Source organism: Devosia sp., from assembly GCF_036676215.1.
Classification (GTDB): domain Bacteria; phylum Pseudomonadota; class Alphaproteobacteria; order Rhizobiales; family Devosiaceae; genus Devosia.
Map to the genome: position 1 here is coordinate 77,419 of NZ_JAKFDJ010000018.1, position 12,703 is coordinate 90,121.

Genomic DNA, 12,703 nt, shown 5'->3' on the forward strand with positions numbered 1-12,703 from the left:
TGGTCCGGCGCGGCGTTTGGTAGGTTCACGCGAAGGAACCGCCATGCGTCGCATCATCACCGCAACTTGCCTCACCCTGCTACTCGGCGTCACCGGTGCCGCAGCCCATCACAAGGCGGGGCACCACATGCCGCCCGGCCAAGCCAAGAAAATGCTGCCGGCCGATTTCGTCATCGTCGCACCGCCCGTGGGGGTAGAAGATGTGTGCCTCGTCACCACGGCTACACCGGGCGACGTATTTGCGCCGATCATCGTCACCGAATGGCTCTCCCGCCGCCTGGCTGAGCAAGAGGCGGCGGCGCGCGACAGCTTCATCATCTATCACCCGGACTACAATACGGAAGAGGGTTGCCTCGGTCTCTAGCCCTTGGCGACCTCTGCCACCGTATCCTTCACACCCTCTTCGAACAGGCTGTCGAGATGGGTCGCCACCGTCTCGCCAAACGCCTGATTTTCGGCGAGGTCGGTCCCGAATACTTCGGTCAGCCCCGCCAGCCCCACATAAAGGGCCTCGGCGTCGTCGCCTGCGTCTGCCGCAATCGCCATCATGCGCATGGCCAGCGGATCGCGGACGTCGATGGTTTCGCCCTTCTCGTCGATGCCGGTGACGTAGCGCATCCATGCCGCCACCCCGAGCCCCAGCCGCTCGAAGGGCTGGCCGGCCTCGAGCCGATCGCGGATGGTGCCAAGCAGACGCTGCGGCAGTTTCTGGCTTCCGTCCATGGCAATCTGCCAAGTGCGATGCTTGAGCGCCGGGTTGCGGAACCGGTCGAGCAGCTGGTCGCGATAGGCGCCGAGGTCGACGCCGGGCATATCCAGCGTCGGCATGGCTTCCTCGGTCATCAGCCCGTGGATCAGCTTGACGAAGTTATCATCGCCCATGACGTCGGAGATATACTCGTAGCCCGCGAGGTAACCGAGATAGGCCATGGTCGAGTGACTGCCGTTCAGCATCCGCAGTTTCATGCGCTCGAAGGGTTCGACGTCCTCGACCAGTTGCGCCCCGGCTTTTTCGAAGGGCGGTCGGCCTTGGGGGAAGTGGTCCTCGATCACCCATTGGGTGAAGGGCTCTGTCATGATCGGCCAAGCATCCTCCGCCCCGATCAGCCCGGCCACCATGTCGCGGTCGGCGTCGGTGGTGGAGGGCACGATGCGGTCCACCATGGTGCCGGGGAAGGCCACATTGGCGACCCATTCGCCCAGCGCCGCATCGCGCAAGCTGGCGAATTTGGTGACGATGCGCTTCACCGTCGCGCCGTTGGAGGGAAGATTGTCGCAGCTCATCACCGCGAAGGGCGCGATACCCGCCGCCTTGCGCCGCGCCAGCGCCTCGACCAGCATGCCGGGCGCCGATTTCGGCGACGCATGATTGGCCAGGTCATAGGCGATATCGGGGTGGCGCTGGTCCAGCTCTCCCGTTGCCGGATCGTGGCAATAGCCCTTCTCGGTCACCGTCAGCGAGACAATGCGGATCTGGGGGCTCGCCATCAGCGCCAGCAGGTCCTCGCGTTCGGTATTTGCATCAAGCACCTTGAGGATCGAGCCGATGACGCGCGGATGGGTCCCCGCCGCGTCGCGTATGGCGACGGTATAGAGCCCATCCTGGGGCTCCAGCGCTTCCTTGGTGTCGGGCCGGCGCAGGCTGGCGCCGACAATGCCCCAAGTGGGATTGTCCTTGAGCAGATCATCGACATAGACCGCCATATGCGCGCGGTGAAAGGCGCCGATTCCCAGATGCACGATGCCGGGCGTGATCTTGCTGCGGTCATAGTCGGGCCCGCTCACCCCGGCAGGGGTATTGGCGAGGATGGCGGCGCTGAGGCGCGTCATGGAAATCTCCGGGGTAAAATCAACGGCACCATAGTGCCTTCCTATCTTGTATGGAAGATACTGGCTTGCGGGTTCTTGGGCTTTACCGGCATAAGCCTCAGGCACGCAAGGGAGGAGCAGGGTTTGGCACAGCAGCGCTTCGTCAGCATTGGTGAATGCATGATCGAGATGAGCGGTGGCGAGGATCGTCAATACCGTCTCAGCTATGCTGGCGACACGCTCAATACCGCCTGGTACATGCGGGCTTTGCTCGGCAAGGACTGGTCGGTGGACTATTTCACGGGCCTGGGCGAGGACAAGTATTCCGCCGATATCCGCGCCTTCCTCGATGCCAACCATATCGGCACCAGCCACATCCGCACCGTGCCCGGCCGCCGCCCCGGCCTCTACATGATCCACCAGGAAAAGGGCGACCGCCATTTCACCTACTGGCGCGATACCTCGGCGGCCAAGCTCCTGGCCGATGACAAGGAAGCACTGGCCAAGGCGCTGGATGGTGCCAGCATGGTCTATTTCTCCGGCATCACCCTGGCCATCCTGGCGCCCCGCGCCCGCGGCCGGCTGCTTGGCGCCATCGTCAAGGCGCGCGATGCGGGTGCCAGGGTCGTGTTCGACACTAATATCCGCCCGGCCCTCTGGACCAGCCCGCGCGTCATGACCGCGGTGCTGACCGCTGCCGCCACCATGTGCGACATCGTATTACCCACCCATACCGACGAAGCGCCGCTATTCGGCGACAAGTCGGTCGAGGATACGGCCGACCGCTATCTGGAACTGGGCGTCGAAGAAGTGGTGGTCAAGGACGGCGCGGGCGAGGCGCTGATCGCCACAACAACCGAGCGCGTCCGGGTCGCGCCGAAGCCCGGCGCCACGGTAGTGGATGCTACCGGCGCCGGCGACAGTTTCAACGGGGCCTATTTGTCGGCCCGGCTGGCCGGCAAATCACTTCGCGAGGCGGCCGAGGCAGCGCATCGCGTGGCTGGCGTGGTCATCGGCCAGAAGGGAGCGCTGGTCGACCCCAAGCTGCTCGCCTGAGCCATCGACCCGCTGCCCTCAGGGTGTCCACCGCCGCGTCGAACGGAGGGCCACTAGGCGACCAGAACCCTGATCCGATTGCCGAAGGGATCCCGCGTCTCGACACCGCCCTCGACCGGCGATGCCGGCGCCCTGGCGGAGGCCAGCCGTGCCTTTACCCCATCGAGCGTCGCTGCATCAGGCACCACAATGGTGAACCAGCGCAAACCTGCGGCACCCGCCGAGGGCAGTCCGGCATTGGGGCCGGCCCAGATGTTGAAGGCAAGGGTATGCGGCATGTAGTCGAGCCCCACATCGCCCATGCCGAAGGAATGGATCATCAGGAAACCGGCAAAGCCGATGACATCGCGATAGAAATCCATCGCCAGGCCGAGATCGTTCACATGCACATGCACATGGCCGATGCGGGTGCCGGCAGCCATGCGCGGGGCCAGAACGGGCGATGGACCCAGTTCGGCCAGCAGCCCGTCGAGGTCGATAGGTTCGCGGCCCGAATGGGGCCGGCCCTCAGCGGTCACCGCATAGGTCTGGCCCTTGTCGGGGTCGCCCAGCGTGCCGCGCCAAGGCGTCTCGAGGGTGATCTCGATGCCATTGCCGTCCAGGTCCCACAGATAGATCGCCTCGGAGACGAGGTGATCGGTGGGCGAGATACGAACATTGCGCTGCAACGCCCGCACCGCCATCTGCGCCAGCTCGACCCGGCTCGGTACATGGATGGCCACGTGATAAAGCCCGATGGTGCGCGGCACGACAGGGCGCACAGCGCCGGTCTCCAGCACAATCAGCGGCTTGCCGCCCGCCCCCAGCGTCAGCTCATTGCCGGCCTCGGCGATAAGATCGAGGCCCACCACCTCCTGCCAGACGGCCAGCGCCTTGGCCCGGTCGGTGACGGCGATGTGGACGGGCCCCAGCATCGTGTTCAGCGGCAGGATGGGCTTGGACTTCACATTGGTCTGTACGGATGCGTCGATCATGGCGAGGCTCCTGAATTTCACTGTTGGCCAGCATATAGGCCCGGCAAGGCCCTGCCACCATCGGCGCTGCGCCGAAGGCATTGTTCGCCAAAGCCGGATGGTCTCCGCAGACGTGGTTGCGTGTTGACGCATACGAGCCATGCGAGGGGCCTTAACTCCCGGCAGTTTCACGCAAACTTAAGCAGTTTCAGAGATTGCTGTTGCACTGTCTGAAGGCTGATCGCCGAGGACATCACTCGGGCATCAGGGTCGCTTCGCCATGAATTTTCGCAATATTCCAATCCTGCAAAAGCTGGTCCTGACCGTCCTGCTGATGGGCGTGGTCGCTACCGCCATCGCCGCCATCGGCTGGCGTGAACTGGGCTCGCTGCGCGACGTCATGGATCGGGTGGGTGCCAAGGAAGTGGCGGCGCGCGAGGCCATGGATCTGCGCATGGACGTGATCGCCATCAGCCGCATGACCTACCAGCTGGTGCTGAACCCTGCGGGCGTCGCCGATTTCGTCACCCAGGCCGACCGGCGCATGACCGAGATGAAGGGGCGCTTTCCCATCATCGAAGCTGCCGCCGACGAGACCGAACTCGGACAGCTCGAGGCCGTCAAGCCGGTGATGGATGCGTATTTCGGCAAGATCAACGACATGCTCAAGGTCGCCGCGGCGCAACCCTTCGATGCCGCCGCCCTTGATGCCGCCCTCGCCGACGCATTGGCAGCCCAACTGGTGGTCACCGACACGATCAAGCTCTACAGCACCTATTCGGGCGAGCTGATGGCGAGCATGCGCGATGCGGCCGAGACCTCTGCCTTCACCGCCATGCTGACCCTGGCTATCTCGGCCGCGGCCGGTATCGTCATCGGCCTGGCGGTCAGCCTCCTGGTGGGCCGCCGTACCATCGTCAATCCGGTCCGCGAGCTGACCCACACCATGATCGAACTGGCCGATGGCAAGCTCGACGTCACCATTGCCAATGCCGACGCCAAGGACGAGATCGGGGCCATGGCGCGCGCTGTCGAAGTGTTCCGCCAGAATGGCAAGCGCGTCGCCGCGCTCAGCGCCGAGGAGGCCGCGCGCAATCTCTCCATTGTCGAGCGCGCCGACATGATGGCGCTGCTGCAGGCTGAGCTTGGCTCGGTGATGAAGGCCGCCAGCGCCGGCGATTTCGCCCAGCGCGTACCCACCAATTTCAGCGACGATGAACTCAATGGCCTGGCCGCCAGCGTCAACGGTCTGGTCGAAACAGTCGACCGGGGTCTGGCAGAAACTGGCACCGTGCTCTCGGCCATCGCCAATACCGATCTCACCCATCGCGTCACCGGCCAATATCAGGGCGCCTTCGGTGCCCTCAAGGACAATACCAATGCGGTGGCCGAAAAGCTGGCCGACATTGTCGCTCAGCTCAAGGGCACCTCGCGTTCGCTCAAGACCGCCACCAGCGAAATCCTGGCCGGCGCCAATGACCTCTCCGAACGCACCACCCGCCAGGCCGCTACTATCGAGGAAACCTCGGCCGCCATGGAGACCCTGGCCTCCACCGTGCTGGAAAATGCCAAGCGCGCCCAGGACGCCAATGGCAATGCGAACCGCGTCACCGCCTCGGCCGAAATGAGCGGCGAAGTCATGGCCCAGGCCACCGGCGCGATGGAGCGCATCACCACCTCCTCGTCCAAGATCTCCAACATCATCGGGCTGATCGACGACATCGCCTTCCAGACCAACCTGCTGGCGCTCAACGCCTCGGTGGAAGCCGCCCGCGCTGGCGATGCCGGCAAGGGCTTTGCCGTGGTGGCCGTGGAAGTGCGGCGCCTGGCGCAATCGGCGGCGAGTGCCTCGGCCGACGTCAAGGTGCTGATCGAACAGAGCGCCAAGGAGGTCAGCGATGGCAGCCGCCTGGTCGCCGATGCCGCCGAGCGCCTCAATGGCATGCTCGAAGGTGTCCGTTCCAGCTCGACGCTGATGGAGGGAATTTCCCGCGACAGTCAGGAGCAGTCCACCGGCATTACCGAAGTCAGCATCGCCGTGCGCCAGATGGACGAAATGACCCAGCACAATGCGGCGCTGGTCGAGGAAATGAACGCGGCCATCGAGCAGACGGAGAACCAGGCGACCCAGCTCGATGCCATCGTCGACATCTTCAAGGTGAGCGAGACCAGCACCGCCCGCCGCGGAATGGCCCGCGCGGCCTGAGGATCACACTACCAAAAAGCAAAACGCCGGGGCTCACACCCCGGCGTTTTCGTATCAGGCGATCTTGAGCCCCTTGGTGAGTTCCAGCGCCTGCCGCTCGAACAGCCGGCGATAGATGCCACCGTTGAGGCGGATGAGCGCCTCATGCGTGCCTTCCTCGACGATTCTGCCCTTGTCGAACACCAGCAGGCGATCGAGGGCGCGAACCGTCGACAGCCGGTGCGCAATCACCAGCGTAGTGCGACCCACCATGAGCCGTTCCATGGCCTGTTGGATCTGCACTTCGCTCTCGCTGTCGAGGCTGGACGTCGCCTCGTCCAGGATCAGCACCCGCGCATCGGCGAGGAACGCCCGGGCGATGGCGACGCGCTGCCGTTCACCACCCGACAGCTTCACCCCGCGCTCGCCGACAAGGGTTTCGTAGCCCTTGGGCAGGTCGAGAATGAAGTCATGCGCATTGGCCTGTTGCGCCGCTAGCTCGATCTCGGCGCGCGTGGCGTCGGGACGGGCATAGGCGATGTTCTCAGCCAGGGTGCGGTGGAACAGGATCGGCTCCTGTTGCACGATAGCAATCTGGCCGCGCAGGCTCGCCTGCTTGAAATCGGCGATGTTCTGCCCGTCGATGGTGATGGCGCCATCATTGACGTCATAAAGCCGCTGGATCAGCTTGACGAAGGTCGTCTTGCCCGAGCCCGAATGGCCGACCAGCCCCACGCGTTCGCCCGGCGCGATACGCACCGAGAAGTCGCGATAGAGCGGCGTCGGATGTGCACCATACTGGAAGGTCACATGGTCGAACGCGATCTCGCCCTTGCCGATGGCAATGGCCCCAGCATCCGGCCTGTCGTCGATGCCGAGCGGCGTCCGGTCGAGCGCCACCAGCTCTTCCATATCGTTGACCGCCCGCTGCAGGTTGCGGATATGCTGGCCCACGTCTCGCAGATAACCCTGCAGCACGAAGAACATGGCCAGCACGAAGGTGATGTCGCCCGGCGTCGCCAGCCCGCGCTGCCACATCAGCAGGCCAGTGCCCAGAATGCCGGCCTGCATGGTCACCATCATAAAGCCCTGGATCGTGCCGCTCAGTGTGCCGCGCTTCCAGGTCCGTCGGGTTCGCACATCCCACTTGCCCAGCACATGGCGCAGCCGCTGCTCTTCCCGGTCCTCGGCGCCGAAGGCCTTGACCACCGAGTTGCAGCTCACCGCATCGGCCAGCGCGCCGCCGAGCCTGGTATCCCAGGCGTTGGCGAGGCTGGCCGCCGGCGAGACAAAGCCCATCGACAAAGCCACCGTGACGCCGATGTAGATGATCGAGCCGAGGCCCACCACGAGACCCATCACCGGCCAGTACGAGCCCAGGATGACGGTGGCACCCACCAGCATGACCACCGATGGCAACAGCGCCACCAGCAGCACGTCATTGAGCGAATCGAGCGCCCACATGCCGCGGGTGATCTTGCGCACGGTCGAGCCGGCAAAGCTGTTGGCATGCCAGTCGGTCGAGAAGCGCTGCACCCGGTGGAAGCCGTTATTGACGATCTCGGCCATCATGCGGATCGTCAGCCGGATGACGCCCTGGAAGATGAACCAGCGCAGCGCGACGCTGGCGAGGCCAAGCCCCACCACAATGACAAAGGCGCGCAGAGCCTCATCGGCGCCCGAGCTGGTGCCACCAGCGATGGCATCGACGATCTGACCGGAGAATACCGGCACCATGACTTCGGCCAGCGTCGAGACGATGACCAGCACGCAGATCAGCGCAATCAGAGCCGGACGGCCCGACCAGTGGCGGAAGGTAAAGCCGAGCACGTTGCGATAGGCATCGGCGCGGAAGTCGAGTTTCTTGCGACTCATAATGGCAGCCCGGTCCCGTTTTCCGGTGACCGGCCCTCAATAGCAGGGGATGAAAGGCACAGCCGGAACGGGAGGCAAAATGATCCCGTCAGATCAATTGGGCTGTGATGGAAAAACCGCGGGCGGCGGGCCTATGCGGCGGGCCGCGGATGGCAGGGACCTAACGTCCGGTCATGCCAATCGGAGGGAGTTCGATGAATGTCACTGCCATACAACGCCTCCCTGGTTCGAGATCTGAAGCGGTGGACGTTTTGTAGCCAAACCGTTCGGACTTGCCAACCGGATATTTGCAACGTCGCAAGAGATGGTGCGGGAATGACACACTTCGCGCCGGCCGAAAGCAAAATCGCGCCAGTGGCACGATTCTAGGTGCGAGGGCCATGAGGGCTAAGCCCGAATGGCAGGATCAATGCGGTTGGTCTCGGTGCCATTCGCGGTCGGGCGCCCACAAGGGCTAGGGTGTCGACTGCGTATTCAGCGCTTCTCTGCCCGATAGACCTCGATGCCGCGCGTAGCCCACTGCGCATACCCCAGCGCAGCGGTGAACACGCCAAAGAACGTCAGTACCGCGATGATGACCAAATGCAGATTGGCAGCCATTGTCAGCTCCTATGATGACTGCCGGAGCCTTGCCGCGTCGCCGCGATTCACCCTTGATTCAGATCAAGATATTTTCCGATTTGGCCGGGTGGCGCTCATTCCATACCGGGTCTAGGGTTCAGCCAACCGATTCAGAACAGAGGCATTCGCCCCAATGACTATCGATCCCGTCAAGCTCGACAAGCTCGCCCAGGTTGCCATCAAGGTCGGCCTGCAACTGGCCGAGGGCCAGGACCTGATCATGACCGCGCCGATGACGGCCGCACCGCTGGTCCGCCGGATCACCGAACACGCCTACAAGGCAGGCGCGGGTCTCGTGACCACTATCTATTCCGATGAGGAAGCCACCCTCGCCCGCTACAAGCATGCCAACAATGCCAGCTTCGACAAGGCCGCCGGCTGGCTCTATTCGGGCATGGCCGAGGCCTTCAAGAACAATGCAGCGCGCCTCGCCATTGCCGGGGACAATCCGATGATGCTGGCCGGCCAGGACCCCGACAAGGTGACCCGCGCCATGCGCGCCAATTCAGCCGCCTACAAGCCAGCGCTGCAGCTCATCACCGGCTTCGATATCAACTGGAACATCGTCTCCTATCCCAGCGCCGCCTGGGCCAAGCTGGTCTTCCCCAATGACAGCGAAGAAGAAGCGGTGACCAAGCTCGCCGATGCCATCTTCAAAGCGTCGCGCGTCGATCAGGACGATCCCATCGCCGCCTGGGCGGAGCACAATGGAAATCTCAAGAAGCGCTGGACCTGGCTCAACGGCAAGTCCTTCGCCGCGCTCAAGTATACCGGGCCGGGCACCGATCTCACCGTCGGTCTCGCCGATGGTCACCGCTGGAAGGGCGGCGCTTCGGAAGCCAAGAACGGCATTACCTGCAATCCCAATATCCCGACCGAAGAAGTCTTCACCACGCCACACAAGCTGCGCGTTGACGGCTATGTCGCCGGCACCAAGCCGCTCAGCCACAATGGCGCGCTGATCGAAGACATGCAGGCGCGTTTCGAGGGCGGCAGGCTGGTCGAGTTCAAGGCATCCAAGAACCAGGACCTGTTCAACAAGGTGCTCGACACCGACGAGGGCGGTCGGCGCCTCGGCGAAGTGGCGCTTGTGCCTCATTCCTCACCGATTTCGGCTTCGGGCATCCTGTTCTTCAACACGCTCTATGACGAGAATGCCTCCTGCCATATCGCGCAGGGCCAGTGCTATTCGGACTGTTTCGTGGGTGGCAAGGATCTGAGCCAGGAGCAGATTTCCGCGCAGGGCGGCAATATGTCGAACATCCACATCGACTGGATGATCGGCAGCGACAAGATCGACATCGACGGCGTCCATGTCGATGGCAGCACCGAGCCGGTCATGCGCGGCGGCGAGTGGGCGAACTGAGTACCGTGACCGACGCGGTTATCGACCTCGCCCTACGCCTCAATGCCGCTCATGACGGCGGCCCGCTCATCGAGAGCGTGCCAGAAAACCTGACGCCGGCCGACATGGCCGCCGTCTATGCCATGCAGGACGTTGTCATCGGCCTGCTCGGCCCAGTGGGCGGCTGGAAGGTCATGGCCGGCGGCCAAGGCGAACCGACCTGTGCACCGATCCCGGCCAATCGTTATTTCGACAATGGCGCCGGCATCGATTCCACGCGGCACCGCTTCATCTTTCCGGAGGTGGAGGTGGCGGTAAAACTCGGGAGCGACCTGCCCGGCGACGCCGACGCCGCCCAAGTCGAGGCGGCCATTGCCAGCCTCCATCCGGTGCTGGAAATGATCGGCAACCCCTTCGTCGACCGCGATTCTATCCATGCCAATGTCAGGCTGGGCGACCTGCAGAGCAATGGCGCCGTCGTGGTCGGCCCGGCTTTCGATCCGGCCATCAAGGCGGACCTCGCCACCCTGCCGGTGAGCCTGCTGCTCGATGGCGTCGAGACCAAGAGCACTGCTACTGGCGCAAGCTGGGACGCCATCGTGGAAGCCATCACCTGGCTCGCCCGCCACGCCGCAACCCGCGGCCTGCCACTGACGGCAGGTCAGGTCATCATCACCGGCTCACGGGTATTAGCGCCGCATGGCACATCCAAGCACGTCGAAGGCAAGATGGGCGATTGGGGCAGCGTGACGGCGGAGATGAGCTATTGAGGCGGTACTCCGATCTCAGCCCTTAAACTCATTCTCCGCGATCGACTCCGCCTTCATCTGGATCGAAAAGCCCGGCAGCTTGGGGGGCATGTAGGCGGCATTGCGGATGTCGCAGGGCTCGATGAAGTGCTCGTGCAGGTGGTCGACATATTCGATCACGCGACCTTCCTTGGTGCCCGACACCACGAGATAATCGATCATGCTGAGGTGCTGCACATATTCGCAGAGGCCGACGCCGCCGGCATGCGGCCAGACCGGCAGGCCGAATTTGGCCGCCATCAGCAGCACTGACAGCACTTCGTTCAAGCCGCCGATGCGACAGGCGTCGATCTGGACGATATCGATCGCGCCATCCTTGATGAACTGCTTGAACAGGATCCGGTTCTGGCACATCTCGCCGGTGGCCACCTTGATCGGGGCAATGGCCGAGCGGATGGCCCTATGGCCGGACACATCGTCGGGGCTGGTCGGCTCCTCGATGAAATAGGGGTTAAAGCGCGACAGCGCCTTGACCCAGTCAATGGCCTGATCGACTTCCCAGACCTGGTTGGCGTCGATCATCAGGAACCGATCCGGCCCCATGATCTCGCGGACGATTTCGAGCCGGCGGATATCGTCGTCGAGATCACGCCCCACCTTCATCTTGATATGCTGGAAGCCCTCGGCGACGGCCTCCGTCGCCAGCCGTGTCAGCTTCTCGTTGGAATAGCCCAGCCAGCCTGCCGAGGTGGTGTAGCACTGGTAGCCTTCGGCCTGGAGCGTGGCCATGCGCCCGGCCTTGCCGGCCTCGGCCTTGCGGAAAATCGCCAGCGCTTCATCGGGCGTGATGGCGTCGGTGAGGTAGCGGAAGTCGACGATGGAGACTAGCTGCTCAGGCGTCATGTCGGCGACGAATTGCCAGACTGGCTTGCCCGCCTGCTTGGCCAGCAGATCCCAAACGGCATTGACCACCGCTCCGGTCGCCAGATGCATGGCGCCCTTGTCCGGCCCGATCCAGCGCAATTGGCTGTCGCCGGTCACATGGCGCCAGAAGCGGCCAGGATTTTCCGCGATCCACTCCAGTTCGAGACCGACAACGCGGCTCTCCAGCGCCCGAATGGCCGCCACGACCACCTCGTTGCCGCGCCCGATGGTAAAGGTCAGCCCGTGGCCTTCGTGGGCGCCATCGGTGCCGAGGATGACATAGGCGGCCGAATAATCGGGGTCCGGATTCATTGCGTCTGACCCGTCCAGCGAGGCCGAAGTGGGAAAGCGCAGGTCGTGGGTCGCGAGGGAGGTGATCTTGGTCATGGGAGTTCCGAAAGGTCAGGCCGTCCAGCCGCCGTCGATGATGTGGGTTTGGCCCGTCGTATAGGTCGCCCCGGCCAGATAGACCGCGAGGTCCGCCACTTCCTCGGGCCGGGCAATGCGGCCGATCGGCTGGCGCGCGATGAAGGCTTTCTTGGCCGCCTCGAAATCGCCGGTGGCATACCAGCGCTCGTGCAGGCTCGGCGACTCCACCGTGCCGGGACAGATGGCGTTCACGCGGATGCCCTGTGTCACGTAATCGGCCGCCACCGATTTGGTCAGGCCGACCACCGCTGCCTTGGAGATGGAATAGGCCGCCCGATTGGGCACGCCTTTGATCGAGCTGGCCACGGTCGCCATGTTGATGATGGCCCCATCCTGGCGCTCCAGCATCTGAGGCAGGACGGCCTGGATGGTGCGGATCTGCGCCTTGACGTTGAGGTCGAGCGCGAAGTCGAGATCCTTGTCGCTCATCTCCAGCACGGTGCCGTTGTGGACGACGCCGGCGCAGTTGAAGAGCACATCGATGCGGCCGATCTCGGCCACCGCCTGTTTGACCGCCTCGGCCGACAGCACGTCGAGCAGACGCGTGGTGACGCCCGCGACCCCCTCCAGCTCGGCCAGCTTGGCGGCATTGATGTCGGTGGCGATCACCGTGCAGCCGGCTCGCACAAAGGCTTCCGCTGAGGCGCGACCGATCCCTTGGGCGGCGGCGGTGATGAGAACGATCTTTCCGGTGAGGTCGGCCATTGTCTGTCCTGGGTAAAGGTTGGGCCAGGCAGCCGTTGGGAGGACTGCCTGG

11 protein-coding genes are annotated in these 12,703 nt (G+C 63.9%); 5 read left to right on the forward strand and 6 right to left on the reverse strand.

Features of this window, described 5'->3' with window-relative positions:
* The first annotated feature begins 43 nt into the window (after window positions 1–43).
* Complete coding sequence (locus V6M52_RS01630; protein ID WP_332698744.1) at window positions 44–364, forward strand: hypothetical protein; 321 nt, start codon at window positions 44–46, stop codon at window positions 362–364.
* On the opposite strand, the gene V6M52_RS01635 is transcribed toward V6M52_RS01630, so the two are convergent.
* Window positions 361–1,830: a mannitol dehydrogenase family protein gene (locus V6M52_RS01635; RefSeq protein WP_332698746.1), complete on the reverse strand. Its 1,470-nt coding sequence runs from the start codon at window positions 1,828–1,830 to the stop codon at window positions 361–363. The two genes, V6M52_RS01630 and V6M52_RS01635, sit on opposite strands and share 4 nt — an antisense overlap.
* 123 nt (window positions 1,831–1,953) lie before the next feature.
* Between V6M52_RS01635 and V6M52_RS01640 the strand changes: the two genes are divergently transcribed.
* Window positions 1,954–2,865, forward strand: a complete 912-nt coding sequence (locus tag V6M52_RS01640; RefSeq protein WP_332698749.1) for a sugar kinase — start codon at window positions 1,954–1,956, stop codon at window positions 2,863–2,865.
* A gap of 53 nt (window positions 2,866–2,918) precedes the next feature.
* Here the strand turns inward: V6M52_RS01640 and V6M52_RS01645 are convergent, their stop codons facing one another.
* Window positions 2,919–3,839, reverse strand: a complete 921-nt coding sequence (locus tag V6M52_RS01645) for a VOC family protein (protein WP_332698752.1) — start codon at window positions 3,837–3,839, stop codon at window positions 2,919–2,921.
* Between the two features lie 259 nt (window positions 3,840–4,098).
* Here V6M52_RS01645 and V6M52_RS01650 point away from each other — a divergent pair, with 259 nt between their 5' ends.
* Complete coding sequence (locus V6M52_RS01650) at window positions 4,099–6,024, forward strand: methyl-accepting chemotaxis protein (RefSeq protein WP_332698755.1); 1,926 nt, start codon at window positions 4,099–4,101, stop codon at window positions 6,022–6,024.
* A gap of 54 nt (window positions 6,025–6,078) precedes the next feature.
* Here V6M52_RS01650 and V6M52_RS01655 read toward each other — a convergent pair whose 3' ends face one another.
* Both V6M52_RS01655 and V6M52_RS01660 read right to left on the reverse strand, forming a co-directional pair.
* Window positions 6,079–7,878: an ABC transporter ATP-binding protein gene (locus V6M52_RS01655; protein WP_332698759.1), complete on the reverse strand. Its 1,800-nt coding sequence runs from the start codon at window positions 7,876–7,878 to the stop codon at window positions 6,079–6,081.
* Window positions 7,879–8,352: 474 nt separating this feature from the next.
* Window positions 8,353–8,478, reverse strand: a complete 126-nt coding sequence (locus tag V6M52_RS01660; protein ID WP_332689024.1) for a hypothetical protein — start codon at window positions 8,476–8,478, stop codon at window positions 8,353–8,355.
* 154 nt (window positions 8,479–8,632) lie between these two features.
* Here V6M52_RS01660 and V6M52_RS01665 point away from each other — a divergent pair, with 154 nt between their 5' ends.
* The gene (locus V6M52_RS01665; RefSeq protein ID WP_332698762.1) at window positions 8,633–9,865 is read left to right on the forward strand and encodes an aminopeptidase; all 1,233 of its coding nucleotides are present in this window, start codon (window positions 8,633–8,635) and stop codon (window positions 9,863–9,865) included.
* Between the two features lie 5 nt (window positions 9,866–9,870).
* Window positions 9,871–10,614, forward strand: a complete 744-nt coding sequence (locus V6M52_RS01670) for a fumarylacetoacetate hydrolase family protein (protein ID WP_332698765.1) — start codon at window positions 9,871–9,873, stop codon at window positions 10,612–10,614.
* A 15-nt stretch (window positions 10,615–10,629) separates the two neighbouring features.
* On the opposite strand, the gene V6M52_RS01675 is transcribed toward V6M52_RS01670, so the two are convergent.
* On the reverse strand, window positions 10,630–11,904 hold the full coding sequence (locus V6M52_RS01675; RefSeq protein WP_332698768.1) for an L-fuconate dehydratase: 1,275 nt from the start codon (window positions 11,902–11,904) through the stop codon (window positions 10,630–10,632).
* A gap of 15 nt (window positions 11,905–11,919) precedes the next feature.
* Window positions 11,920–12,651, reverse strand: coding sequence for an SDR family oxidoreductase (locus V6M52_RS01680; protein WP_332698771.1), 732 nt, complete (start codon window positions 12,649–12,651; stop codon window positions 11,920–11,922).
* Window positions 12,652–12,703 lie beyond the last annotated feature (52 nt).

Excerpts from the sequence above, each read along its gene's own strand:
- V6M52_RS01630 (WP_332698744.1), top strand. The coding sequence starts at position 44 with ATGCGTCGCATCATCACCGCAACTTGCCTCACCCTGCTACTCGGCGTC.
- V6M52_RS01635 (WP_332698746.1), bottom strand. The coding sequence starts at position 1,830 with ATGACGCGCCTCAGCGCCGCCATCCTCGCCAATACCCCTGCCGGGGTG.
- V6M52_RS01645 (WP_332698752.1), bottom strand. The coding sequence starts at position 3,839 with ATGATCGACGCATCCGTACAGACCAATGTGAAGTCCAAGCCCATCCTG.
- V6M52_RS01650 (WP_332698755.1), top strand. The coding sequence starts at position 4,099 with ATGAATTTTCGCAATATTCCAATCCTGCAAAAGCTGGTCCTGACCGTC.
- V6M52_RS01655 (WP_332698759.1), bottom strand. The coding sequence starts at position 7,878 with ATGAGTCGCAAGAAACTCGACTTCCGCGCCGATGCCTATCGCAACGTG.
- V6M52_RS01660 (WP_332689024.1), bottom strand. The coding sequence starts at position 8,478 with ATGGCTGCCAATCTGCATTTGGTCATCATCGCGGTACTGACGTTCTTT.
- V6M52_RS01665 (WP_332698762.1), top strand. The coding sequence starts at position 8,633 with ATGACTATCGATCCCGTCAAGCTCGACAAGCTCGCCCAGGTTGCCATC.
- V6M52_RS01675 (WP_332698768.1), bottom strand. The coding sequence starts at position 11,904 with ATGACCAAGATCACCTCCCTCGCGACCCACGACCTGCGCTTTCCCACT.
- V6M52_RS01680 (WP_332698771.1), bottom strand. The coding sequence starts at position 12,651 with ATGGCCGACCTCACCGGAAAGATCGTTCTCATCACCGCCGCCGCCCAA.